At 69.4% G+C, this 24321-nt stretch carries 20 protein-coding genes and 1 pseudogene; 13 read left to right on the top strand and 8 right to left on the bottom strand.

The window, feature by feature from the left end; all coding sequences use genetic code 11:
• The first annotated feature begins 120 nt into the window (after window positions 1-120).
• The 3 genes from QSK35_RS10940 to QSK35_RS10930 are packed head-to-tail and all read left to right on the top strand — an operon-like array spanning window position 121 to window position 2456.
• A complete protein-coding gene (locus QSK35_RS10940; protein ID WP_285744862.1) occupies window positions 121-828 on the top strand; it encodes an SRPBCC family protein in 708 nt (235 codons plus the stop codon).
• On the top strand, window positions 825-1616 hold the full coding sequence (locus QSK35_RS10935; RefSeq protein ID WP_285744860.1) for an alpha/beta fold hydrolase: 792 nt from the start codon (window positions 825-827) through the stop codon (window positions 1614-1616). The genes QSK35_RS10940 and QSK35_RS10935 overlap by 4 nt, the downstream gene beginning before the upstream one ends.
• A 15-nt stretch (window positions 1617-1631) precedes the next feature.
• The gene (locus QSK35_RS10930) at window positions 1632-2456 is read left to right on the top strand and encodes an alpha/beta fold hydrolase (RefSeq protein ID WP_285744858.1); all 825 of its coding nucleotides are present in this window, start codon (window positions 1632-1634) and stop codon (window positions 2454-2456) included.
• Here the strand turns inward: QSK35_RS10930 and QSK35_RS10925 are convergent.
• Together QSK35_RS10925 and QSK35_RS10920 are read right to left on the bottom strand one after the other, a co-directional pair.
• Complete coding sequence (locus tag QSK35_RS10925) at window positions 2366-3565, bottom strand: MFS transporter (protein ID WP_285744856.1); 1200 nt, start codon at window positions 3563-3565, stop codon at window positions 2366-2368. The two genes, QSK35_RS10930 and QSK35_RS10925, sit on opposite strands and share 91 nt — an antisense overlap.
• 128 nt (window positions 3566-3693) lie before the next feature.
• The gene (locus tag QSK35_RS10920; protein ID WP_285744854.1) at window positions 3694-4107 is read right to left on the bottom strand and encodes a DUF2000 domain-containing protein; all 414 of its coding nucleotides are present in this window, start codon (window positions 4105-4107) and stop codon (window positions 3694-3696) included.
• Window positions 4108-4156: 49 nt separating this feature from the next.
• Here QSK35_RS10920 and QSK35_RS10915 point away from each other — a divergent pair, with 49 nt between their 5' ends.
• From QSK35_RS10915 to QSK35_RS10900, 4 genes are all read left to right on the top strand, one after another.
• On the top strand, window positions 4157-4927 hold the full coding sequence (locus QSK35_RS10915) for a helix-turn-helix transcriptional regulator (protein WP_285744852.1): 771 nt from the start codon (window positions 4157-4159) through the stop codon (window positions 4925-4927).
• Window positions 4928-5125: 198 nt separating this feature from the next.
• Complete coding sequence (locus QSK35_RS10910) at window positions 5126-7237, top strand: bifunctional diguanylate cyclase/phosphohydrolase (RefSeq protein WP_285744850.1); 2112 nt, start codon at window positions 5126-5128, stop codon at window positions 7235-7237.
• A gap of 142 nt (window positions 7238-7379) precedes the next feature.
• Window positions 7380-9359, top strand: a complete 1980-nt coding sequence (locus QSK35_RS10905) for an APC family permease (protein WP_285744848.1) — start codon at window positions 7380-7382, stop codon at window positions 9357-9359.
• Between the two features lie 135 nt (window positions 9360-9494).
• Complete coding sequence (locus tag QSK35_RS10900) at window positions 9495-10979, top strand: tannase/feruloyl esterase family alpha/beta hydrolase (protein ID WP_285744846.1); 1485 nt, start codon at window positions 9495-9497, stop codon at window positions 10977-10979.
• Here QSK35_RS10900 and QSK35_RS42705 read toward each other — a convergent pair.
• Together QSK35_RS42705 and QSK35_RS42700 are read right to left on the bottom strand one after the other, a co-directional pair.
• Window positions 10952-11224 (bottom strand): alpha/beta hydrolase family protein, encoded by a 273-nt coding sequence (locus QSK35_RS42705; protein ID WP_352243710.1) that lies wholly within the window; start codon window positions 11222-11224, stop codon window positions 10952-10954. The genes QSK35_RS10900 and QSK35_RS42705 overlap by 28 nt on opposite strands.
• A 259-nt stretch (window positions 11225-11483) precedes the next feature.
• Window positions 11484-11765 (bottom strand): annotated as a pseudogene (locus tag QSK35_RS42700) (alpha/beta fold hydrolase); the annotation flags it as partial.
• A 232-nt stretch (window positions 11766-11997) separates the two neighbouring features.
• Between QSK35_RS42700 and QSK35_RS10890 the strand changes: the two are divergent.
• Window positions 11998-12405 carry a MarR family transcriptional regulator gene (locus QSK35_RS10890; protein WP_285744844.1) on the top strand — a complete coding sequence of 136 codons (408 nt, stop codon included), beginning with the start codon at window positions 11998-12000 and terminating at the stop codon, window positions 12403-12405.
• Between the two features lie 1067 nt (window positions 12406-13472).
• On the opposite strand, the gene QSK35_RS10885 is transcribed toward QSK35_RS10890, so the two are convergent.
• Window positions 13473-14009, bottom strand: coding sequence for a DUF305 domain-containing protein (locus QSK35_RS10885; protein WP_285744842.1), 537 nt, complete (start codon window positions 14007-14009; stop codon window positions 13473-13475).
• Between the two features lie 56 nt (window positions 14010-14065).
• A complete protein-coding gene (locus QSK35_RS10880; protein ID WP_285744840.1) occupies window positions 14066-14638 on the bottom strand; it encodes a hypothetical protein in 573 nt (190 codons plus the stop codon).
• A 184-nt stretch (window positions 14639-14822) separates the two neighbouring features.
• Here QSK35_RS10880 and QSK35_RS10875 point away from each other — a divergent pair, with 184 nt between their 5' ends.
• From QSK35_RS10875 to QSK35_RS10865, 3 genes are read left to right on the top strand one after another with little or no spacing between them, the layout of a single operon-like run.
• Entirely contained in the window at window positions 14823-15557 is a 735-nt protein-coding gene (locus QSK35_RS10875; protein ID WP_285744837.1) for a lytic polysaccharide monooxygenase, read from the top strand.
• Window positions 15558-15562: 5 nt separating this feature from the next.
• Window positions 15563-16141, top strand: a complete 579-nt coding sequence (locus QSK35_RS10870; RefSeq protein ID WP_285744835.1) for a DUF305 domain-containing protein — start codon at window positions 15563-15565, stop codon at window positions 16139-16141.
• Window positions 16142-16175: 34 nt separating this feature from the next.
• A complete protein-coding gene (locus QSK35_RS10865; protein WP_285744833.1) occupies window positions 16176-17291 on the top strand; it encodes an FAD-dependent monooxygenase in 1116 nt (371 codons plus the stop codon).
• Here the strand turns inward: QSK35_RS10865 and QSK35_RS10860 are convergent.
• Window positions 17279-18199 (bottom strand): alpha/beta fold hydrolase, encoded by a 921-nt coding sequence (locus QSK35_RS10860; protein WP_285744831.1) that lies wholly within the window; start codon window positions 18197-18199, stop codon window positions 17279-17281. The genes QSK35_RS10865 and QSK35_RS10860 overlap by 13 nt on opposite strands.
• A gap of 58 nt (window positions 18200-18257) precedes the next feature.
• Between QSK35_RS10860 and QSK35_RS10855 the strand changes: the two genes are divergently transcribed.
• The gene (locus tag QSK35_RS10855) at window positions 18258-18890 is read left to right on the top strand and encodes a TetR/AcrR family transcriptional regulator (protein WP_285744829.1); all 633 of its coding nucleotides are present in this window, start codon (window positions 18258-18260) and stop codon (window positions 18888-18890) included.
• On the opposite strand, the gene QSK35_RS10850 is transcribed toward QSK35_RS10855, so the two are convergent.
• The gene (locus QSK35_RS10850) at window positions 18874-21597 is read right to left on the bottom strand and encodes an AfsR/SARP family transcriptional regulator (protein ID WP_285744827.1); all 2724 of its coding nucleotides are present in this window, start codon (window positions 21595-21597) and stop codon (window positions 18874-18876) included. The two genes, QSK35_RS10855 and QSK35_RS10850, sit on opposite strands and share 17 nt — an antisense overlap.
• A 29-nt stretch (window positions 21598-21626) precedes the next feature.
• Here QSK35_RS10850 and QSK35_RS10845 point away from each other — a divergent pair, with 29 nt between their 5' ends.
• Window positions 21627-24308, top strand: coding sequence for an AfsR/SARP family transcriptional regulator (locus QSK35_RS10845; protein ID WP_285744825.1), 2682 nt, complete (start codon window positions 21627-21629; stop codon window positions 24306-24308).
• Window positions 24309-24321 lie beyond the last annotated feature (13 nt).

Below are 24321 nucleotides of genomic sequence, written 5' to 3'. Positions count from 1 at the left end.
AGTTGGGTGCCGACAACGGTCCTACCGACAAACAAAGTTGTCAAGACACATGATGCAGTCTTGACAAGAAAAGTTTTCGGCAGCAGAGTAGGCTCATCACGTCAGCGAGGAGGAGGCCACATGGGCCACTTGTTCGAAGGGCACAACGAAGCCGAGGTGCCCGCTTCGGTCGAGGAGGTCTGGGCGGCGATCGCCACCGGACCCGGCATCGACTCGTGGTACATGGGCCGCAACGAGGTGGCCGACGGCCACGTGCGCATGGCGTTCGGCGACTACCAGCCCACCTCGACGATCACCGAATGGGACCCGCCGCACCACTTCGCGCACGACAGCGGCAAGGCGCCGGACGGCCGGTTCATCGCCTACGAGTTCCTGGTCGAGGGCCGGGAGCACGCGAGCACCGTGCTGCGCCTGGTCACCAGCGGCTTCCTGCCCGGCGACGACTGGGCTGACGAGTTCGAGGCGATGACGTACGGCGGCCAGCTGTTCTTCGCCACGCTCGTGACGTACCTGCACCACTTCGCGGGACGCACGGCGACGCCGCTCACCGTGTTCGGCCCGATGATCCAGAACTGGGACGAGGCCTGGAAAAAGATCCACAACGCCATCGGTGGCAGCGAGGAAGGCGATCGCGTCGAGATCGCGGGCACCGAGGGCGTCGTCTACTTCAGCAACCCGCACACACTCGGCATCCGCACCGAGCACGCGCTGTACCGCTTCCTGCGCGGCTTCTTCGGTCCGATGATCGCCGCGCACCACATTTTCGAAGGCACGGAGACCGAAGAGACCTGGCAGAACTGGCTGACCGAGACTTTGGAGGCGAAATGAGCACCGTGGTTTCCCCGGACGGCACGGCCGTCGGTTACACGAAGATCGGCACCGGCCCGGCGCTCATCCTCGTCGACGGGGCGATGTGCTACCGCGACTTCGGCCCGATGAAGGAGCTGGCGGAGGCACTGGCACCGCACTTCACCGTCTACTACTACGACCGGCGCGGCCGCGGCGAGACCGGCGGCGAGTGGAGCCTCGAACACGAGGTCGAGGACATCGAGACGCTGGTGAAGGACGCGGGCGGCACCGCATACGTGTTCGGCGCCTCGTCCGGCGGCGCGCTGGCCCTCGACGCGGCGTGCCGCGTCCCCGGCATCACGAAGGTCGCGGTGTACGAGCCGCCGTTCATCATCGACGACACACACCCCGCCCGTCCGGACGACTACATCGACAAGATGGACGCGATGATCGCCGCCGGCCGGCGGGGCGACGCCGTGCAGACGTTCATGAAGACCGTGGGCGCGCCGGGGTTCGCCATCGCGGTCATGAAGCTCACGCCGGTCTGGAAGAAGCTCAAGGCCGTCGCGCACACGTTGCCGAACGACCTGCGCATCATGGGCGACACCGGCTCCGGAAAACCCTTGCCCACCGACCGGTGGGCGGGCGCTACGATGCCCGCGCTCGCGATCGACGGCGGCAAGAGCCCGGTGTACATGCGCAACGGTGTGCGGTCGCTGTCGGAGATCCTGCCGGACGCCGAGTACCGCACGCTCGACGGTCAGACGCACATGGTCAAGGCCGCGGTCGTGGCGCCCGTGCTGGTGGAGTTCTTCACGCGCAACTGACCACGGAAGGCGTCCATGCCCACTGTCGTCTCGGCTGACGGAACCCGCATCGGCTACACCGTCGAGGGATCGGGCCCGCCCGTCATCCAGGTCAACGGCGCGCTGACCTGGCGCGGGTTCGGGCCCGCACAGCCGTTGTCGAAGCTGCTCTCACCGCACTTCACGGTGTTCAGCTACGACCGGCGCGGCCGCGGCGAGACGGGTGACGGCGAGACGCCGTGGTCGCTGGACCGGGAGATCGAGGACATCGCCGCCCTGCTGAAGGTAGCGGGCGGCGAGGCGTTCCTCTACGGCATCTCGATCGGCGCGGCGCTCGCACTCGAGGCGGCGCAGCGGCTGGACGGGGTCACCCGGCTCGCGTTGTACGAGGCGCCGTTCATCGTCGACGACGCGCACGTGCCGATCCCGGCCGACTTCATCCCGAACCTGGAAGCGATGCTCAAGGCCGGCAACCCCGGCGAGGTGCTCAAGACGTTCCTGCGCAGCGCGGGCTGGCCGGGTTTCCTGCTGTCGATGGTGATCTTCACGCCGACGTGGCGGAAGCTCCTGCCGATCGCGCACACCGTCCCGAACGACATGCGGATCATCTTCCACAACGCCCAGGGGCGGCCGTTGCCGTCCGAGGCGTGGAACCGGGTGACGATGCCGACGCTCGCGATGACCGGCAGCAAGAGCCCGGCGTACTACGAGACCGCGATGCGCGCCGTGCAGACGGTGCTGCCGGACTGCGAGTTCCGGTCGCTGGACAATCAGACGCACATGGTCAAGCCGGAGGTCATGGCGCCCGAGCTGGTCGAGTTCTTCACCCGCGCCCAGCGCACCGCCGGCCCCATGGCGTAGCCCGCGCCGAGGAACACCAGCCCGATCACCAGCCAGCCGAGCGCTCCACCGCCGAGCACGACCGTGGTGAGCAGCACCGGTCCGACCATGCGCGCGACAGCGAGCCCGGCGCCGAAGAAACCCTGGTACTGACCGACCTTGTCGGCGGGCGCGAGGGTGAAGCTGATCTCCCAGGCGCCCGAGGCGAGCATCATCTCGCCGAACACCTGCAGCGCCGCGCCGGCGAGCAACAGGACCGCCGCGGTCCAGCGCCCGGCGTTGATCGCGGTGAGTGCGAACACGCCGCAGGACAACAACATCAGCACACCGGCGTGCCGGACGAGCCCGGCGGCCTTGCCCAGACCCGTTGCGCGACGGGCGATCCGGACCTGGAACAGCACGACGCTCATCGTGTTCAGTACGAGTAACGACGACGCCATCCACGCGGGCGCCTGGGTATTGCGGACGATCCACAGTGGAATGATCAGGCTGAGCAGCGGCAGGTTGAGCAGCAGGATCGCGTGCAGCAACGAGATCAGCGCGTACGGGCGATCCTTGAGGACGGTCAGCGAGCCCTTGGTCCGTGGGGCGGCGGCCACCTCGGGCAGCCGCGACAGAATCGCCGCGGCGATGAGGAAGCTGACCGCGTCCACCACGAACACCGCGTGGTAGGCACCGGTCTGCAGGGCGAGGCCGCCCAGCGCGGCGCCGATCGCGATGCCCGCGTTGCTCGTCGACTGGATCCGCGCGCGGATCCGGGTGCGCTCCTCCGGTGCGACCAGGGCGGCGAGCAACGCCTGCCGCGCCGCGAGCAGACCGGACTGGAACGTCGCGTACAGGACCACCGCGAGGACGAACCCCGGGAACGACCGCACGACGAGGAACAGCGCGATCGCCGCCGACGTGGCGAGCGCGAGCAGCACGGCGGTCCGGCGCGGGCCGAAGCGGTCGGCGGCGTGGCCCAGCGCCACGCCCGCGACCGAGCCGACGCCCCACGCGAGCGTCAGACCGACGCCGACCTGAGCCGGGGACAGGCCGATGACCAGCGTGAAGTACAGCGCGGAGCACACGTAGTAGCCGCCGTCGCCGATCGAGTTCGTCAGCTGCGCGAGCGCCAGGAGCCGGGACATGGGTTCACGCTATGGCCCGAAGTGGCTCCGTTCACGGGCCAAGTTCAGCGGCGATTCTTGGGCCAATTTGGTCCATGAGGGGAGCCTTCATGGACCTGACGTCTATGAAGGCTCCCCTCATGGACGAGCTAGGGGTGCATGCGCGCTCCCTTGAGCACCTTGTCGACCGCGTTGCGCGCGCCGTGCACCGCGATGCCGACCAGGTCGAGCTGGTCCCGCGGCACAGCGCGCACGGCGGCGCGGTTGTCGTCGTCGTTGCCGGTACCGAACAGGTCCGAGGTGAACACGGTGATCCGCATGCCGCGGCCCAGCGCGCGGGTGTGCGCCGCGGTGAGCACCTCCTTGGAGCCCGCGAAGACGAGCACCGGCTGGCGGAACATCGGCAGGTACTGCGTGCCGTCGGCGTCCTCGTACGGCGCGCCGATCAGGTCGGTGTTGCCCGCCGCGATGCCGCTGACGAGGAACGCGGTCACGTTGAGCCGCTGCCAGCCCACGAGGTCGTCCCGGAGCAGCACGGCGATCTTGGTGTCGAAGGTCTGCACGGGCCAACGGTCCCCGACGCCGGTTACGCGGGTCTTGTACGTTCTTGACGTGGGCACCGATGTCACGGCCTGGCGGCCGTCGGTGAGCGGGATCCGGGAGGTCTTCCATGCCTCCTTCACCGATCACGCCTACCCGGCCCACACGCACGACGCCTGGACGTTGCTGATCATCGACGACGGCGCGGTGCGCTACGAGCTCGACCACCACGAGCACGGCGCCCTGCGGGAGCAGGTCACGCTGCTGCCGCCGCATGTGCCGCACGACGGGCGGTCGGCGTTGCCGGACGGGTTCCGCAAACGCGTGCTGTACCTGGAGACCGAGGTGCTCGGCGCCGACCTCATTGGCCGCGCGGTGGACACCCCGGCGCTCGCGGACCCGTTGCTGCGCCACCGGGTGCACCAGCTGCACCTGGCGTTGAAAGACGACGACCTGGAGGCCGAGAGCCGGCTCGCGTTGATCACCGAACGGCTGCGCCACCACTTCACCGGCGACGAACCCCGCGTACTGCGGGATCCGCGGCCGGCCGACCGGTTCCGGCAGCTGCTCGACGCCCGCGCACCGGAGAACGTCACGCTCGAGGAGGCCGCACGGCTGTTGCACGTCGCGCCGACGCACCTGGTCCGCGCGTTCAGCCGCGAGTACGGCATGCCGCCGCACCGATACCTGACGGGCCGCCGGGTGGACCTCGCGCGCGGCCTGCTGCTGGCCGGGCACTCCCCCGCACACGTGGCGTCGATGGCGGGGTTTTACGACCAGTCACATCTGACTAGACACTTCAGGCGGATGCTCGGAGTGAGCCCCGGCCGCTACGCTCGGTGATCTGTGTGCACAAGATCACAGTCGAGGCGAGACGTCCGGAAATTTGACCGCAAGAAACGGAAAACCGAATTCACACCGATGTGCTTCGCGTATTGTTAGGTCACCTCATTGGAGTAACGACGGTGTCGTCGACATGCCTGGTCGGGCATCATCAAGCGGCTTGCCGAGGACAACGCAGATGAGGGGTCACGTGGTCGCATGACCATCTTCCGTGCCGGTTCGAACGGAGCGTGGTTGTCCTACCTGCTGGCAGGGCATGTGCTGCTGGCGGTTTACTACCTGGTTCCGCTGACACCGACCGGGACGCTCATCCGCGTGATCGTGTACTGCTCGATCAGCATGTCGGGTGCGATTGCGGTATTCGCGGGCGTATCACGCAACAAGCCGCAATGGCGAAGGGCGTGGATGCTGCTCGGCGCCAGCCAGGTCGTTTACGCACTGGCTGACCTGACGTTCTACGTCTCCCACCTGCTGTTCGACTTCACGGTTTACCCGTCGTTCGCGGATGTGCTCTACCTCAGTCACTACCCGCTGTTGGTCGCGGGCGTGATCCTGCTGATCCGGCGGCGCACACCGGGCCTCGACCTGCCGTCTTTACTGGACGCGGCGGTGCTCGCCGTCGTCGCCGGCATGGCGTCGTGGCTCTACCTGATCGGCCCGCAGGCGCGGCTGACCTCGCCCGCGCTGGTGAAGATCGCGTCGATGCTCTACCCGATGATGGACCTGGCGCTGTTCGTCGTGGCGCTGCGGCTGATCTTCGGCGCCGGGCCGCGGCCGCGCGCGTTCCTGCTGCTCACCGGCAACCTGCTGATGATCCTGACCGCGGACACGCTGTACGTGGTGCAGCGGCTGGACAACAGCTATCAGGCGGGCAACTTCCTCGACGCGATCTGGCTGTCCGGCAACCTGATGATGGGCGCCGCGGCACTGCACCCGACGATGGCGCGGCTGGTCGACCGCGCGGTGGTGAAGGAGTCCGGGCTCAGCCGCGGCCGGATCATCGCGCTCGTCTCGGCCGCTCTGGCCGCGCCGGTGCTGATGCTGCTGCACGACGTCAGCGAGTCGCGGCAGGACGTCCTGGTCATCGCGGCCGGGTCGGCGCTGCTGTCGTTGCTGATCATCGCCCGGCTCGCGGGGCTCGTGGCGGACCAGCGCCGGCTCGCGATCACCGACGGCCTGACCGGCCTGCACACCCGCAGATTCTTCGAGGCACAACTGCCGTTGGAGATAGCGCGGGCGCGGCGGGCCGACGGGTCCGTCGCCGTGTTCATCATCGACGTCGACCGGTTCAAGTCCATCAACGACAACTACGGCCATCCCGCGGGCGACCAGGTGCTGATGGAGGTCGCGTCGCGGCTGCGGTCGGCGTCGCGGGCCGGTGAGGTGCTGGCGCGCTACGGCGGCGAGGAGTTCGCGCTGCTGGTGCCGGACGCCGGGCCGGCCCGGCTGTCGACGATCGGCAACCGCCTGCGGGAACGCGTGGCGGCGTCGCCGATCCCGGTGGACGGCGACGTGCACCTGGCGGTGACCGTGTCGGTCGGCTCGGCGAGCTTCCCGATCCACGGCGAGGGCCCGGACGAGCTGGTCGTGATCGCCGACCGCGCCCTGTACGCGGCGAAGGCGGCCGGGCGCAACCGGATCGCGGTGGGCCCGGAGCCGCTGCCCGCGGTCGACCCGGACACCGACGGCGCGATGGCCGAGTTCCTGTGCCAGGTGGCGGACCGCGTGGACGGGTGGCTGCACCGGTACGACCACAGCCGCGCGGTGAGCCGGTGGGCCGGGGTCGCCGCCGCGGAGTTCGGGCTGGACGACTCGACGATCCGGGTCGCGCAGCTCGCCGGCCGGTTGCACGACATCGGGAAGATCATCATCCCCGAGGTGGTGCTGACCAAGCCCGGCGCGCTGTCCGACGAGGAGTGGCGGCTGCTGCGCCAGCACCCGGACTTCGGCTACCGCCTGGCCCGCATGGTGCCCGGATTCGCCGGTGTCGCGCACGTCATCCGGCAGCAGCACGAACGCTACGACGGCGCCGGGTATCCGGACGGGTTGCGCGGCGCGGACATCCGGGCCGAGGCGCGGATCCTGTCCGTGTGCGTGGCCTGGGCGGCGATGCGCTCGCACCGTCCACACCAGACCGCGATGGACGAGAACCGGGCGCGGCGCGAGCTGTGGAACGGGCGCGGCAAGCAGTTCGACCCGGACGTGGTCGACCTGTTCCTCGATCTGCACACGCAGAGCGCGATCGGCACAATGCGCACCCCAGGCCTGCAGGTCCACGAGCCGGTCTACCCAGGCGACTGGCGAGCCTGAACGGCCAACTCACCGGGGCTGGGTGGGCAACACGCGCGTGTTGCCCGTCCAGCCCCCGCGTGTTCCCCAGTCGGCACCCCTGAGTTCTCAATTCGACGAAGGTCGGATGCCATGATCGGGTCGGGCTGGCATTGTGTGCGCCATGAGCACGACCCCTGAGTACGCGGTGCCTGCGCGGGTGGACAGCCCGGAGCGCCACCCGGCCCCGAAGTCGCCCCTGGCCAGGTGGATGCTGGCGCAGCGGGTTCAGCCGGTGGGGCCGGAGAGCGAAGAGGCGCACGCGAAGCCGCAGGCCTGGTGGAAGGTCATGTGCCTGACGGGCGTGGACTACTTCTCCACCCTGTCCTACCTGCCCGGTATCGCCGTGCTCGCCGCCGGCGCGCTGTCGCCGCTGGCGACGTTGCTGATCGTCGCGCTGACGTTGCTCGGCATGCTGCCGATGTACCGGCGGGTCGCCCACGAGAGCCCGCACGGCCAGGGCTCGGTGGCGATGCTCGAGGACCTGCTGCCGTTCTGGCGCGGGAAGATCTTCGTACTGGTGCTGCTCGGGTTCGTCGCGACGAGCTGGATCATCACGATCACGCTGTCCGCCGCGGACGCCTCGGTGCACGCGCTGGAGAACCCGTACGTGCCGGAGTCGTTGCACGGCACGGAGATGATCGTGACCATCGTGCTGCTGCTGATCCTCGGCGGCGTGTTCCTGATGGGCTTCAGCGAGGCCGTCGGCGTGGCGATCCCGCTCGTCGGTGTGTTCCTCCTCCTCAACGCCGTGGTCGCGGTCGTCGGGCTCGGCAAGCTGATCGCCGAGCCGGCGTCGGTGCAGAGCTGGCTGGACGCGCTCACCGCGGGCGGCGGCGGGTTCAGCGGGGTGATCGGGCCGGCGATCCTCGCGTTCCCCGCGCTGGTGCTGGGCCTGTCCGGCTTCGAGACGGGCGTCAGCATGATGCCGCTGGTCAAGGCCGAGGGCGACACGCCCGAGAAACAGCTGGAGAGCCGCGTCCGCAACACGCGCAAGCTGCTCACCGCGGCCGCGCTGATCATGTCGGTGTACCTGATCGCGACGAGCCTCATCACGACCGTGCTGGTGCCGCAGGACAAGGTGGCGCCGGGCGGACCGGCCAACGGGCGTGCGCTCGCGTACCTCGCGCACGAGCTGCTCGGCGAGGCGTTCGGCACGGTCTACGACATCAGCAGCATCCTGATCCTGTGGTTCGCGGGCGCGTCCGCGATGGCCGGTCTGATCAACATCGTGCCGCGCTACCTGCCGTCCTACGGCATGGCGCCGGAGTGGGGTCGCGCGGTGCGGCCGGTCGTGCTCGTGTACACCGCGATCTGCATCCTGATCACGGTCATCTTCAAGGCGGACGTCAACGCGCAGGCGGGCGCGTACGCGACCGGGATCCTGGCGATGATGGTGTCCGGCAGCATCGCCGTGACGATCTCCGCGTGGCGGCACAAGCAGCGCGGCGCGACGATCGGGTTCACCGTGCTGACGCTGATCCTGCTCTACGCGCTGGCGGAGAACGTCATCGAGAAGCCGGACGGCATCACGATCTCCGCCGGGTTCATCCTCGGCATCGTGGTGATCTCGCTGATCTCCCGCGTCTCACGCACGACCGAGCTTCGCGTCGACGCGATCGAGTTCGACGAGCCCGCACGCCGGTTCATCACCGACACCATCGCGCACGACGGCGCGATCACGCTCATCGCGAACCGGCGGCAGGCCGGTGACAAGGCCGAGTACGACGCCAAGGAGGCCGAGCAGCGCGGCATGAACCCGGTGCCGGGCGCGGCGGACGTGATCTTCCTGGAGATCGACATCACCGACCCGTCGCAGTTCTCCAACGTGCTGTGCGTGCGCGGCGTCGAGGTGGACGGTCACCGCGTGCTGCGCGCCAACGCCCCGGCCGCGCCGAACGCGATCGCGGCGATCCTGCTGGCGTTGCGCGACGCCACGGGAGTGCGGCCACACGCGCACTTCGAGTGGTCGGAGGGAAGTCCGCTGGGACACCTGTTCCGCTACCTGATCCTCGGTCGCGGCGACACTCCCCCTGTGGTGCGCGAAATCCTTCGTACGGCCGACGAAGACCCCGCGCGCAGGCCAGGTATTCACGTAGGCTGACCCCCGTCCGACAGATGGGGGAGGACAGCCATGTTTTCCTTGGCACGCAAGGTTTTGGTCTCAGCCGTAGCGTTAGCGACTGTCGCAGTAGGACTGGTACCTCCCGCGGCAGCAACGACTTCCACCATCCGGCCGGTGCGCCAGTGCGCCGACCTGGTCCGTGACTTCGACATCCCGAACGCGAAGACGCACGTCAAGTCCGCGGTCGTCGTCCCGAAGGGCGCCGAGGCGGAACACTGCGACGTGCGCGGCACAATCGAGCCGGACATCGGCTTCCAGGTGAAGCTGCCGGTCAGCACCTACCAGGGCCGGTACCTGCAGTACGGCTGCGGCGGCTTCTGCGGAATCTTGTTCCCGGCGCCGTTCCCGAACTGCGGTCCTGGTTCCGGTGACGCGGCGGTAGCGGTGACCAACGACGGTCACCAGGCACCCGACCAGTTCGGCTTCGACACCACGTGGGCCAAGACGAACCAGGCGGCCCGCGACGACTACTTCTACCGAGCGCCGCACGTAGTGTCCAAGGCCGCCAAGCAACTCATCACCACCTACTACGGCACCGCCCCACGCAAGTCCTACTTCAACGGCTGCTCCAACGGCGGCCGCGAGGCACTGCTACTGGCGCAGCGCTACCCCGACGACTTCGACGGCATCATCGCCGCCGCGCCGGGCAACTACTTCGGCCCACTGGTCGCCTACCAGGCCTGGCTGGCCAGGCACGCGATCCCGGACGCCAAGCTAACCCCGTTGCACAACGCCGTAATGGCCGCGTGCGACACCCTGGACGGCTTGGCGGACAACCAGATCGACGACCCGCGGCGGTGTTCGTACGACCCGGCCAAGCTGCTGTGCGCCGACGCCGACCAAGCCTCCTGCCTGACGCAGCCCGAGGTGGACAACGTGCGCGCCCTGTACGCGGGCCCCACCGACGAGCACGGCAAGCGGCTATACCCAGGCGGCGAGCCGTACGGCGGCGAACTGGCGTGGGCGGGCTGGGTCACACCGATCCCGGAGTTCGGCGGCTCGATCTCGGCTCTACTAGCCGACAACGCCCTTCGAAACCTGACATACCCGATCGGCAAGCCGCACTCTTCGTTGCAGGACTTCAAGTTCACCGTGCCCGAACTACGCCGCTTGGAGCCGGAGTTGGTCAAGGCGAACGCACTGAGCCTCGACCTACGCCGCTTCCAACGCTCCGGCGGCAAACTGATCCTGTGGCACGGGGCGAGCGACGAGGCCATCCCGTTCGCCGGCACACTCGACTACTGGCAACGCCTGACGCACGGCCTCCCCCAGAACTGGGCGCGCCTGTTCGTAGTGCCAACGATGTACCACTGCCAGGGCGGCTCAGCTCTGACCGACTTCGACCCAACGGCAGCCCTGGTGGCCTGGGTCGAGCGCGGCACCACGCCGAGCAGAATCATCGCCGAGGGTCGCGACGCACAGGGCAACGTCAAGCGCACCCGCCCGGTGTTCCCCTATCCGCTGACCGCCAGGTACGACGGCACCGGCAGCATCGACGACGCGTCGAACTTCCTGCCGTACCGCCCTTCGGTGAGCAATGACAAGATCCACTGGGCAGGCGAGAACCTGTACTACAAACCGGGCCCGGTAGCCCCATAACGGTCGAGGGCGTCGAGGATCGCGCGTTCCATGCTCGAACTCTCCTCGGCGATGTGCCCGGCGTCGTTCAGAATCACCAGTTCGGCGTCGGGCCACCCCTTCTTGATCTCCCAAGCGGTATCCAACGGCCCGCCAAGGTCGTTGCGCCCGTGGATGAGCATGCCCGGAATCCCGCTTAGTTTGCCGATGTCCCGCATCACCTGGTCCTCTTCGAGGAAGCAGTAGTTCCCCCAGTAGTGCGTCACAAGGCGTGCGAACAGGTACCGGAAAGTCCGCGTCCGCGAACCGCCCGGTGAACTCGTTGTCGCCGCCGGTGACCGTGGCAAGGTCCCACTTGCACCAGTCCCAGGCGGCTTTGGCGCGTACCTCCGGGTCTTCGTCGTTGAGCAGCTTCTGGTACGCGGCGGGCAGGTTGTCCTGCGTTCCGGGCACGCCCGCTTGAAACTTCTCGAAGTGGTCGGGAAAGAAGATCCGCAGCCCGCCAGTGATCCACTCGAACTCGCAGCGCCGACTGGCCGTAACGGCCGGAATGACCAGCTCGGTCACCCGCTCCGGGTACTGCTCGGCGTAGACGAGCGCAAGGGTCGACCCCCACGAGCCACCCATCACGAGCCACTTCTCGATCCCCAGCGCTTCCCTCAACTGCTCGATGTCCTTGATCAGGTGCGCGGTCGTGTTGGTGGCAAGATCCGTTTTCGGACCACCTGCACTGGGCGTGCTACGCCCACATCCGCGCTGGTCGAACAGCACTATCCGGTACCTCTCCGGGTCGAAGTACCGACGCATGGACGGCCGCGACCCGGATCCGGGCCCGCCGTGAAACACCACCGCGGGCTTGCCGCGCGGGTTGCCGCTGACCTCCCAGTACATGACGTTGCCGTCGCCCACAGCGAGCATGCCGTGCTCGTGCGGCTCGATCTCCGGGTACACATCGCCTCCGATCTAACAGTGCTGTTAGATTAGCGCGGTGCTAGGGACCCAGCTACGCCATTTGCTAGAGCTGCTGGACGGTGACGTCATGAAGATCTACTCGGAACTAGGGCTCACCGACCTGCGGCCTCGGTACGTCCCCGTGGTGCGCGCGCTGCGTTCGTCTTCGGGTCTGTCGATCCGCGATCTGGCGACCGCCCTGGGGGTCACGCACAGCGCGGCCAGCCAGACGGTCAACCAGATGGCGAAGGACGGCCTGGTAGAGCTGCGACCGGGTTCCGATGCGCGACAACGAATCGCCCAACTGACGCCGCGAGCACTGGCGTTGATCCCGATCATGGATGCTGAGTGGGCCGCGACGGAGGCCGCGCGGGCAGAGTTCGACGCGGAGCTCGCGTACCCGCTGTCGCAGCTGGTGGCGGAGGCCATCGAACTGCTGGAGCGCCGGCCGTTCCGCGATCGGATCCGCTACGAGGGGCCAGCGGCGCCGGGCTGAGGCGGCCACAGATCCGGGGTTGGTGAGGCCCCTGGGATTGTCGGACCTTGGCGCTACGGTCGGCTGGGGGTGTGTCGGCGCGCCGTGGTTGTGAGCTGCCCCCGTATCTCAGGCTAGCGATGGGGACCGACAGTTCCGGGGCCGGCGGTTTTGGGTGCGGGAAGGTACGGCTCGGGGTGCGGGAAGGTACGACTCGGGGTGCGGGAACGTACGACTCGCGCGGGGCTGGGTGGGCGACACGCGGGGGCGGAGCGGGCGACGCGCGGTGCGAAGTGCGGACTCGCGGGGCTGGGATGACGACTCGCCGGGGCTGGGATGAGGACTCGCCGGGGCTGGGATGAGGACTCGCGCGCATCGGGTGCGGGGGCGTCAGACTCGGGGGCGAGAGCGTCAGACTCGGGGGGCGGGAGCGTCAGACTCGGGGGTCCGGACGGTAAGACTCGCGGTCGGAACGTACAGCTCAGGGGGCGGGAAGGTACGACTCGCGCCCGGTTGAGGCCCCCGGTGTCGCGCGAGGCGCGGAGCGCGAGCCGTTTGGGCATCTACCGCACGAGCGACCGACACGAAGGCGACCACGTACGGCACCGGCACGAAAGCTGGCGACCACGTACGGAACCGGCAGCCAAGCGAGCGACCACTTACGGAACCGGCAGCCAACGAAGCGACCATGCACGGGACCGGCAGCCGAGGAAGCGACCACGCACCCAGAGTGGGGCGCGTCTGGTGACCCACTACGAAAGCGATTGGGGCTTGACTTGGGGTGCGGCGTGGTAGCCCTTGTTGGGCCGGCAGATCTTGAATCTGCCGGCGGAGCCGGCCCACCACGCCGCGAGGGGCCCCAAGTCAAGCCCCAATCGCGGCGCCGAAGGCGCCCCCGGAAGACGCAGCGCCCCACGACACCGGCAGCCAACAAAAGGCGACCACGCACGAAACCGGCAGCCAACCAAGCAACCACGCACGGGACCGGCAGCCAAAGACACGCACGCAACCGCCAGCCAACCACCCACGCACGCAACCGGCAGCCAAGCGACCGCGCACGAAGCAGCTGAGCAGATCTAGCGGAACCCTCAGGCCTTACCGCGCTTAGCTATCTCATCGATGACCGCAGACTGCGACTCGATGACCTTCCCGGCCAGCACCCGCGACCCGGCATGGATCCCCTTGGCCTGCGCGTCCTTGGCCATAGCCACGCCACTACGCAGGTGCTTGGCCAGCGTGGGCAGGAACAACTGGTCGAAGGCCGGCCCCGACGCCTTCGAAAGAGCCTCGACATCCCGAGCCGTCAACATCCCGGCCATGGCGTGCGTGGCCTTGGCATCATCCCCAGGCACCTGGATGTTCCACGACTTGAGGTACGCGGCCATCTGGTCGACCTCGGCAGACTCAGCGTTGGCGATCTGGTCCGCGATCCCGGTCACGAACGGATCAGTAGACCGCGAGGCCGCAAGCCCGGCGATCTCAATGGTCTGCCGATGATGCGGAATCATGCGCAAGGAGAACGTAGCGTCCGCCTCGTTCGCGGTCGCCTCCTCCGCCCCGCCGAACGTCGAGCACCCGGCAGTCAACAGAGTCAGCAGCCCGATCAAGAAAACGAGCGCGCGCATCCATCCTCCTCAGCGGTCTCCTCGCCGAGGGAGTACGGACCACCGAGGTCAGCGGTTCACTTCCGGGACGACGCGCGCTGCGCCAACGACTCCCAGACCGCGTACACGGCCTGCCAAACGAGCGAAGCGCCGGACCGACGAGGCTCCAGGTCCTCCCCCTCGTCCAGAGCGAGCAGCGACCGCACCACGGCGATCACCACGTCGGGATGCCCAAGCGGCAGCGGCGACTCATCACCGTGCGCCGCGACAACCCGGACGTCCACCCCCTCCGCCGAGAGATCCGGCACCTCCGGATCAACGAGCAACACGGCACGGATCAGCTCCCGATGCCGCGAAGCCAGCGAGAGCACCTCCGCGGCGATAGGCCCGCTCGTGACTATGTCGAGCGAAGCCTTGTCCCGCCGGTGCCGCGTAAGAACTTCATCCATTGTGGACACCCAGGCGGGCGCAGCCGGAGCGCGCAGCCAGACGACGCGCAGGTGCTCGGTGAGCTCCCGCCACGTCGCCGGGATCTCGCCGTGGCTGCCCGCGCCCGCGGGGTCGATCACGAGCACGGTCGGCGCGTGGGGCGGCCCTTCTACGACCACACCAGGTCCCGCCGCGCGCTGCGGTTCGTCGAAGTCGCGCATAAGACCTCCTCGCGCACCGGTATACCCAGGAATTCACCGGAACCAACACCCGGAATGTGAGTCCTTGACCCCTTTCCGGAGTCAGGTTTATGGTCTAGACCACAACTGGATCGGTGCCCTGCACCGGTTCCCGCCCCTGCTCGGGGTCCACCCCGCCTGGGAACAGTCCAGAAGGAGCTTCACCATGCCTTGGAAACGAAAACTCGCTGTGATCGCAGGGTTAGCTCCCCTGCTCGTTTTCACCCTTCCGGCCGTCACGGCCAGCGCACACGGTTACGTGTCCTCACCTGCGAGTCGGCAGGCGCAGTGCGCGCAGAAGACCGTCTCGTGCACCGGCGGCGCCCAGTGGGAGCCGCAGAGCGCGGAAGGCCCCAAGGGGCAGTTCTACTGCAGCGGTGGCCGCGACGACTTCAAGGAACTCAACGACGACAACAAGGGCTGGAAGGTCTACGACGTCGGCACCTCGGTCCAGTTCCGCTGGACGTTCACCGCGTACCACCGGACGCGCGACTACGAGTACTACATCGGCGGCACCCGCGTCGCGTTCGTCGACGGCGGCAACGCCGCACCGGTCGACCCGGTCGTGCACACCGTGAACCTCAGCGGGTTCAGCGGACGGCAGAAGATCATGGCCCGCTGGAACATCGGCGACACGGTCAACGCGTTCTACTCCTGCATCGACGTGAACATCGGCGGTGGCGGCAACCCGACACCCCCGACCACCACGACGACGAAACCCCCGACGACGACCACGACCACCACGCCGCCGCCCGCCGGTGGCACGTGGGCTCCGAACACGTACTACGCGACCGGCGCGACCGTGACCTACAACGGCTCGACGTACCGCTGCCGCCAGGCGCACACCTCGCTCACCGGCTGGGAGCCGCCCAACGCCCCGGCACTCTGGGAGAAGATCTGAAACCCATGCGGCACAACCTGATCGCGACGTTCGCCGCGGTTCTGGTGCTCGCGGGATGCGGCGGTGGGCAGACGCCCGCCGCCGCACCACCCGCTACCGGTGCCAAGGTGTCGTCCACGCACAACGACGCGGACGTCATGTTCGCGCAGATGATGATCGCGCACATGGAACAGGGCGTGGACATGGCGCAGGTCGCGAAGGCCAAGTCCACCCGCCAGGACGTGAAGGACTTCGCGGGCGCGGTCGACGCGACGCAACGCGACGAGCTGACCACGTTGAAGAGCTGGCTGCAGACCTGGGGTGTGCCGACCACGACGGACCACAACCCGAACGCGCACGCGCACCACGGCGGCCTGCCGCTCATCGACGAGAACACGATCAGGAACCTGGGGAACCTCAGCGGCACGGAGTTCGACGCCACCTACATCAACCTGATGAACGGTCACCAGGGCGGCGCGGTCGAGATGGCGCGCACGGAGCTGAAGGACGGCTCGAACCCCGAACTGAAGGCGTACGCGGACCGCGTCGCCCAGTCCAGGCAGGCCCAGGTCGGCCGGCTGATCGGGATGGTCAACGGTTCGTAAGCGTTTGGTCAGCGCCCCGGCGTGAGGTGTCCGCATGGACATCCTCATCTCGGGCGCGGGCATCGCCGGCCCGTCGCTCGCCTTCTGGTTGCGGCGGTTCGGGTTCGCCGTCACCGTCGTCGAGCGCGCACCGGCGCCGCGCGACGGCGGCCAGGCCGTGGACTTCCGCGGCACCGCGCACATGACCGTGTTGCGCCGCATGGGCCTGCTCGACGAGATCCGCCGTCAGCAGACGACCCCGGCCGACATGGTGTTCGTCGACGAGCACGGCAGGCGCCGCGCCGTGCTGCCCGCCGAGTTCACCGCCGGCGAGGTGGAGATCCTGCGCGGCCGGCTGTCACGGATCCTTTACGAGGCCACGCGCGACGACGTCGAGTACCTGTTCGGCGACACGATCACGTCGCTCGCCGAGGACGAGTCCGGGGTCGACGTCACGTTCCAGCACGCACCGCCCCGCCGGTTCGGGCTGGTGATCGGCGCGGACGGCATGCACTCCGCCGTGCGCGGGCAGGTGTTCTCCGGTCGACTCGACTTCCTCGGCTACCACGTCGCCGGCTTCGCCTCCGACGGGCACGAGTACTGCAACGTGCCCGGCAGGCTCATCGGCGACGGACTCATCATCTTCAAGTCCGCGGAGCTGACCTACGACCGCCGGGATCTGCTGGCACAGAAGGAGATCGTGGCGGACGCGTGTGCCGGGGTCGGGTGGCGCGTCCCGGAGATCGTCCGGACGATGTGCGAGTCGGACGACTTCTTCTTCGGCCCGGTCAGCCGGTTGCGCATGGACCGCATCACGCGCGGGCGCGTCGCGTTGATCGGCGACGCCGCGTATGGCACGACGTTCGGTGGCATGGGCACGGGGCTCGCGATCGTTTCCGCTTACGTGCTGGCGGGTTCGCTTGCCACCCACCGGTCCCACACCGAGGCGTTCGCGGAGTACGAATCCCTCGTGCGGCCGTATGCCAAGGGGTGTCAGGGAAATCCCGGCCCGTTCCTCGCTCCGGCGACGAAACCCGGACTCTGGTTGCGGAACCGGCTGTTCGGCGTCATGGCGCGGTTGCCGCTGGAGGGCATGTTCGCGCGGATGGACATCAAGGCGGCCAACAACATCACGCTTCCCGACTACGCTCGTCCACCTCAAGTCCGGTGAGCACTCAGGAAGTCCCCGATCAGCATGGCGCAGTGGTCCGGCTCCTCCATCCACGGCTCGTGCCCGCCGGGCACTTGTTCGAACCGTCCGCGCGGCATCCGGGCAACGCACTCCGCCGCACCGATACCGAAACCGTCCTGCTCACCGAGGACAACCAGGACCGGTGGCCACATGGCCGCGAGCTCGGTGCCGGAGAGCACGTAGCGGGACGGCCGCGCGCCGCGGAACATCTCGCGCAGGTAGGTCGACACGGTCGTCCCGAACGCGCGGCGCCGCACGCCGAGATACGTCGCGCGGATCAGTTCGGGCGGCATCGCCTCCACGGCCGTACGGCCGACCGTGCCGCTCAGGATCTTGCGGTACGACCGATCGGGTTTCGGCATCCCCAGCAGGGCGGGGCCCAACGCCGGTCGCGCGAGGATCCGCAGGCCGGGCAGCTCGGCGCCGAACGCGACGGCGGGCGTGCCGACCGCCACGAGCGATCGCACGCGCTCAGGCGCGTCGAGGGCGAGGAACAGGCCGAGCATCGCGCCCTGGGAGTGGCCGATCACGTGAACTGCGCCGAGACCAAGCTCGTCCAGGACGCCGCCGAGTGCGGTCGCGAACCAGGCCCGCAGGTCGACACCGCGGAAGTCGACGCCGCTGGACTCACCGTGTCCGGGCATCTCCAGCGCCACCAGGCGGCGGCCGGGCAGCCGCGCGAGCAGGGGTGCCCAGTGCGCCACGCCCAGGCTGAAGCCGTGCAGCAGCAGGACCGCCTCGTTCCCCTCGCCGACCTCGAGTGCCCGAAGGCGCACCTCAGGCCCGGCGAGCCGAATCCATCGGCTTCGTGGTCGCAGCCCGTAGCAGGCGAAGGCACCGGCCTCGGCCTGCTCGAACGCCGTGGCGGGCACTGAGTCGACGCGCATCGCGGCACCTCACTTTCAATAGAGGCTGCCTCTATTGGATATGGGTAAGGTATGTCGCGTGGAGGAAGTGGTCAAGCCAAGACGGGCCTACAACACGTCACTGCGGGCCGAGCAGGCACGGCAGACCCGGCGCCGCATCGCCGAGGCCGCCCGCCGCCTGTTCGTGGCGCGCGGCTACCACGTCGTGACGATGGCCGAGATCGCCGCCGAGGCCGGGGTCGCCTACCAGACCGTCTACGCCGTGTTCGGCAACAAGAAGCGGGTGGCGCACGAGATCATCTGGACCACGTTCGACGTCGAGGGCGTCCACCACCTGATCGCCGAGGCGACCGCGGCCCCCGACCCCGAGACGTGGCTGCGGTCGGCGGCGCACATCTCCCAGGTCGTCAACGAACGGCTCGGCGAACTGCTGCGCTTCCTGCAGGAGTCGGGAGATCCGGAGCTCCAGGCCGAGCACCGGGACGTCGAGTCGCGGCGGCGGGACCAGCAGCAGCACTTCGCGGAACTGCTGGCCGGCAGCGGGCGCCTCACGCCGGGCCTGTCCGAACAGGAGGCGCTCGACGTGCTCTGGACGATGACCGGCAGCCACCTGTACCAGGAACTCGTTGTCCGGCAAGGGTGGTCGGCGCAGCGGTACGAGGAATGGCTCGGCGACGCCCTCATCGGACTGCTCCTCAGCCGGGGGGCCTGACCGGTCGCTCGTCCTCCGCGAGCCTGCGCAACGCGGCGTCCACCTGGTCCCGCGCGGCGTCGTGCATCCACCCCGGCCCGGTCTCCAGCACGGCCTGTTCCAACAGCCGGCGTGCCTCGCCGAGATCACCGCGCCGCCGAGCCAGCTCACCGAGACCGGCGTGCGCGAGCGCGCGAGTGGCGGCCAGGCCGGCGCGGCGCGCGAGTTCGAGAGCCAGCTCGTAGTCCCGTTGTGCCGCAACGAGATCACCGAGCAACACCAGGCGGTCGGCCCGGCGGCAGCGCAGCTCCGCGAGCTCCTCCGACGCACCGAGCTCGGTGACGACGGTCAGGGCCTCGTCGGTCAGTGCCAGTGCCTCGGCCGGGTCGGTGGCGATGTTCGCGAGCGCGTCCAGGCCCTGTGCCATGCCCCAGCGTTCGCCGATCGAACGGAACTTCTCCAGCGCCTCGAGGCAGGCTCTTTGCGCGTACTCGCGGTCGCCGTGGATCAGCCACGACGTGTAGCCGGTGCTGAACCCCAGCAGCCCCTGCAGCCACGGGTCGCTGCTCGACTCGATCTCGGCCTTCAGCGCGATCTCCGGGGCGTCCGCCTTCGGTGGACCGGCCAGCATCGCCCACGCCACCAACACGAACGGCTGGCGGATCGGGCCGGTGAGCTGCGGCAACAGGCCCATCACGCGATCCGGCGCGCCGTACGCGGCGACGATCAGGTACTCCTCGGTCGGCGCCGGTTCCAGCGACTCCAGCAGCCGGACGGCGAGCGGCACCACCTCGGTCCGCACCCCGCGCAGGTACCAGTACCAGGACAGCTCGCGGAACAGGTCCGCGGCCAGGTCGGGCGCCGCGGACACCGCCCAGTGCAGCGCCGCCCGCAGGTTGGCGTGCTCGGCGTGCAGCCGGTCCAGCCACTCCAGCTGGGTCGACTTCCGCAGGTGCTGGTCCGCCGCCGCCGCGAGCGACAGGAAGTACGAAGCGTGCCGCCGGGCGACGGAATCGGCGTCCACCAGCCGTTCGGCACAGAACGCGCGGATCGTCTCCAGCATGCGGTAGCGGCCGTCGGTCACCTCGACGAACGACTTGTCCACCAGGCCCGCCAACAGGTCCAGCACATCGCCGGAGTCGGACACGGCCTCGGCCGACGAGAGCGTCGCACCTCCGGCGAACACCGACAGCCGCGCGGCGAGGTCCTGTTCCTCCGGCGAGAGCAGGTCCCAGCTCCACTCGACCACCGCGCGCAGCGTCTGGTGTCGCGGCGCGACCGTCCTGGGGCCGCGGGACAACAGCCGGAAGCGATCGTCCAAACGGGACTCCAGCTCGGCCGGCGTCAACGTGCGCAGGCGGGCGGCGGCCAGTTCGATGGCGAGCGGCAGACCGTCCAGGGCCGCACACACCCGGTGCACCGAGTCGTCGACCACCAGGCCCGGCCGCACCGCCGCCGCGCGGTCGGCGAACAGCCGCACCGACGGTTCCGGGGCCAGCGGCGGCACTGCGCACAGGGACTCGCCCGTGATGCCGAGCGCCTCCCGGCTCGTGGTCAGCACGCGCAGGTCCGGGCAGGCGGCGAGCAGGTCGAACACCAGCCGCGCGACCTCGTCGACCAGGTGCTCGCAGTTGTCCAGCACCAGCAGCACCTTGCGGTCGGACAACGCGGCGACGAGCCGTTGCAACGGGTCCTGCGGCAGCGCGGACTCACGGAGTCCCAAGGCGCCGAGCACGGCCTGCGGCACGGCGGACCGCACCGGCGCCAGGTCCACGAAGCATGATTCGCGCAGGTCACGGGTGGCGGCCTCGATCGCGAGCCGTGTCTTGCCCGCGCCACCGGGCCCGGTCAGCGTGACCAGCCGGGTGCTATGGGGCGAGCTTTCCAAGCGGTCAGCGCTTGGAAAGCTCCCTTCATAGCCTTCGAACAGCGAGGCGATGCGGGCCAGCTCGGCGTCGCGTCCGACGAAGCTCGTCAGCTGCGCGGGCAACGCCTGCCGGTGCGCGGTCTCGCCGCGCAGCACGGCGAGGTGCACCTCGGCCAGCTCGGGCGACGGATCCGTGCCCAGCTCATCGGCGAGCAGGCGACGGGCGTCCTCGTAGACGCTCAACGCCTCCGCCTGCCGCCCGGCCGCGTACAGCGCGCGCATCAGGTGCCCGCGCAAACGCTCGCGCAACGGAAATGCCGACACCAGCTCCCGAAGTTCGGGCACGAGCGAGGCGCCCTCGCCGAGCTGCAGGTCGGCGGCCACGCGGTCCTCGATCGCGGCGAGCCGCTGTTCCTCCAGCCGCGCGGCCTGCCCCGAGGCGACTGTCACGTCCGCCAACGCCGGCCCGCGCCACAACGCGAGGGCCTCGCGCAGCACGTCGGACGCGGCGCGCGCGTCACCGGCCTCGAGCGCCTGGCGGCCGGCCGCGGCAAGGTGCTGGAACCGGTGTGCGTCCACATCGTCCGGATCGACCACGAGCCGGTAGCCGGCCGGGTGGAACTCGATCGGCGCACCCGAGCCGAGCGCGCGGCGCAGCCGGGAGACCTGGCCCTGCAAGGCGTTCGCCGCGTCACCGGGCGGATCCTCGCCGTACAGCCCGTCGATCAGGCGGTCCGTCGGCACGACATGCCCGGCCTCCAACAGGAGCAACGCCAGCAGCGACCGCGGCCGCGGTCCGCCGAGCGCGACCGGGCCGTCCGCCGAACGCGCCTCCAGCGGGCCCAGGATGCCGAACAACACGCCGCCGATTCTCGCCTATCTTGATCCTCGTGGACGTCCGGATCGCAATACTGGGCCCGTTGCTGGTCACCCACCGGCAACGGGAACTTCGCATTCCGCCCGGACAGCCCGCCAAGGTGCTCGTCGAGCTGTTGCTGCACGCCGGTCAGGTCGTGTCGATCGACCACCTGATGAGCGCGCTGTGGGAGGACGAATCGCCGCCCAGCGCACGGAAAGCCGTGCAGGTGCACGTCTCTCAACTGCGTCGCGTCCTCGCGGACGTGCCGGGCGTGACGCTCACCGGATCCCGGCAGGGCTACCGCGTCGACATCCCCGAGGGCTCGCTGGACCTGCACCGGTTCCGCGAGCTGGTCGCCTCCGGCGACTTCGGTCCGGCGCTCGCGTTGTGGCGCGGCCCGGCGTTGCAGGATCTCGCGGACACCAGCCGAGGCCTGCGCCTGGCCGCCGCGCTGGAGGAGGAACGCCTGGCCGCGGTCGAAACCCATGCCGAGGCCCGGCTCAATGCGGGCGAACACCACGCCCTGGTCGGCCCCCTCACCGCAGAACTAGCAGCTCATCCGCTACGCGAACGTTTGCGCGGCGCCCTGATGCTGGCCCTGCACCGCTCCGGCCGCCAACCCGACGCCCTGGCCGTCTACGCCGAGGGCCGCCGCCTCCTGGCGGACGAACTGGGCCTGGATCCGAGCCCCACCCTCCAATCCCTCCACGCGTCAATCCTCCAAACCCCCGCGAGTTCCCCACTCAGCCCCCGCGAGTTGCCCGTTCAGCCTCCCTCTTTCGTGGGACGCACGGCCGAGATCACCGAACTCCTGGCCGCGCTGGAGCAACACGGAACCGTCGCGGTGCACGGACCGGGCGGCCAGGGCAAGTCGGCGGTCGTGCTGCACGTCGCGCACCGGGTCGCGGACCGCTTCCCCGACGGCCAGCTGTACGCGGACCTGCAGGGCGCCTCCCCCGGCCTCGCACCGCTGCAGCCGGCCGAGGTCGTCCGGCGGTTCCTGCGCGCGCTCGGCACGCCACCGCTCGCCGTGCCGACGGACGCGGCGGAGGCGACCGCGCTGTACCGGTCGGTGCTCGCGCCCCGCAAAGTCCTGGTGGTGCTGGACAACGCGGTGGATGCCGCACAGGTCGTGCCGCTGCTGCCGGGCACCCCGTCGTGCGCGGTGCTGATCACCAGTCGGCGCATTCTGGCCACTGTGGACGGACGCCACCTGGCGCTGGGGCCATTGCCCGAGGCCGAGGCCGTCGAGCTGCTGGAGACCCTGTCCGGCCAGCGCGGTGGCGCCGAGGTGGCGCGCAGCTGCGACCACCTGCCGCTGGCGTTGCGCATCGCGGCGGCCCGGCTGCGCAGCCGGCCGGACTGGACGATGGACACCCTGGCCCGAAGACTCGCCGACCAGCGGCACCGGCTCGACGAGCTGCACTTCGACGACCTCGCCGTGCGCTCCAGCCTGCAGCTGAGCGTCGAGGGACTGCCCGCTGACGCCGTCCGCGCGTTCGCCTTGCTCAGCCGGCTGCACGTCCCGTCCGTGAGCGCCGAGGTCGCCGTCGCGTTGCTGGACGCACCCGAACGCGTGCTGGATCCGTTGGTGGACGCGCGGCTGGTCGAGGCGACCGAGGGCCGGTACCGGATGCACGACCTGATCCGGTTGCTGGGCACCGAGATTCCCGTGGACGCCTCCGAAGCCGCGTTGCAGCGCGCTATGGCGTACTACCGCGACACGCTCGCCGCCGTGCACGCCAGCCTGCGGCCGCACGCGTTCGGCGCGCTGAGCACGGTGTCGCACACCAACACGGTCGATTCGCCGCTGCGCTGGATCACCGAGGAGGCGGACAACCTGCTCGCCGCCGCCCGCGCGGTCGCGGACACCGAGGGGCTCGCGCAGTACGCGCTGACGATCGCGCACATGCTCTACCCGCACCTGTACAAACAGGACCGGACGGCCGACCTGGTCGAGCTCGGCCGGATCGCCGGTGTGGCCGCACAACGTTGCGGTGCAATGGAAACCGCGCTGCTGGTGCAGTCGGCCGCGAACCGCCTGATCGGCGAGTTCACCCTCGCGCGTGAGCAGTTGCGACAGGTGCTGGAGATGCGCGCGGACGACCCGTTCGGCCGCGGCCGCGCGTTGACCGGCATCGGCACGATCCACCGCGAGCTGGGTGAGCTGGACGAGGCGCTCGCGTGTCTCACCGAGGCCGTCTCGCTCGTCGTCGAGCACGGCCCGGACGGCGCCGAACGCGTGGCGTTGAGCGCGCTGGCCCAGGTGCACCAGCTGGCCGGCCGGTACGCGGACGCGCTGGAGTGCGCTCAGGAAAGCCTTGCGCTGGCCAGGAAACACGACGACCCGGCGGGCGCGGCGTACGCGCTGGCGTCGGTCGGGCAGGCCCAGCTGAAGCTCGGCGATCCGGACGCGGCGCGCGTCGCGCTGGACGAGTGCGTCGAACTGTGCCGGATCACCGGTGAGCACAACGACCTGTGGCAGGCCCTGTTGTGCCGCTCGGAAGTCGTTGGGGAGCCGGCGGATGCCGAGGAGTGCCTGGCGTTGACGAGTGCGCGCGGTGACCGTTACGGCGAAGGGGCGGCACACCGTCAGCTCGCGAAGCTCCTCGGGGACGAACAGCACGCGAGCCGGGCGGCCGAACTGCTCGGCACGCCCGGCTTGCGTCGGGACAATCTGTTGGAATCAGTGCTCAGTGATCAGCCCCGATGATCAGCCCCAATGA

The organism is Lentzea sp. NBRC 105346, assembly GCF_030269605.1.
GTDB lineage: Bacteria > Actinomycetota > Actinomycetes > Mycobacteriales > Pseudonocardiaceae > Lentzea.
Note: the sequence above shows the minus strand (reverse complement) of the source record. Positions and strands in the feature narration are given on the sequence as shown.

Excerpts from the sequence above, each read along its gene's own strand:
- QSK35_RS10925 (WP_285744856.1), bottom strand. The coding sequence starts at position 3,565 with ATGTCCCGGCTCCTGGCGCTCGCGCAGCTGACGAACTCGATCGGCGAC.
- QSK35_RS10910 (WP_285744850.1), top strand. The coding sequence starts at position 5,126 with ATGACCATCTTCCGTGCCGGTTCGAACGGAGCGTGGTTGTCCTACCTG.
- QSK35_RS10880 (WP_285744840.1), bottom strand. The coding sequence starts at position 14,638 with ATGCGCGACTTCGACGAACCGCAGCGCGCGGCGGGACCTGGTGTGGTC.
- QSK35_RS10865 (WP_285744833.1), top strand. The coding sequence starts at position 16,176 with ATGGACATCCTCATCTCGGGCGCGGGCATCGCCGGCCCGTCGCTCGCC.
- QSK35_RS10930 (WP_285744858.1), top strand. The coding sequence starts at position 1,632 with ATGCCCACTGTCGTCTCGGCTGACGGAACCCGCATCGGCTACACCGTC.
- QSK35_RS10860 (WP_285744831.1), bottom strand. The coding sequence starts at position 18,199 with ATGCGCGTCGACTCAGTGCCCGCCACGGCGTTCGAGCAGGCCGAGGCC.
- QSK35_RS10875 (WP_285744837.1), top strand. The coding sequence starts at position 14,823 with ATGCCTTGGAAACGAAAACTCGCTGTGATCGCAGGGTTAGCTCCCCTG.
- QSK35_RS10890 (WP_285744844.1), top strand. The coding sequence starts at position 11,998 with ATGAAGATCTACTCGGAACTAGGGCTCACCGACCTGCGGCCTCGGTAC.
- QSK35_RS10870 (WP_285744835.1), top strand. The coding sequence starts at position 15,563 with ATGCGGCACAACCTGATCGCGACGTTCGCCGCGGTTCTGGTGCTCGCG.
- QSK35_RS10940 (WP_285744862.1), top strand. The coding sequence starts at position 121 with ATGGGCCACTTGTTCGAAGGGCACAACGAAGCCGAGGTGCCCGCTTCG.
- QSK35_RS10885 (WP_285744842.1), bottom strand. The coding sequence starts at position 14,009 with ATGCGCGCGCTCGTTTTCTTGATCGGGCTGCTGACTCTGTTGACTGCC.
- QSK35_RS10905 (WP_285744848.1), top strand. The coding sequence starts at position 7,380 with ATGAGCACGACCCCTGAGTACGCGGTGCCTGCGCGGGTGGACAGCCCG.
- QSK35_RS10935 (WP_285744860.1), top strand. The coding sequence starts at position 825 with ATGAGCACCGTGGTTTCCCCGGACGGCACGGCCGTCGGTTACACGAAG.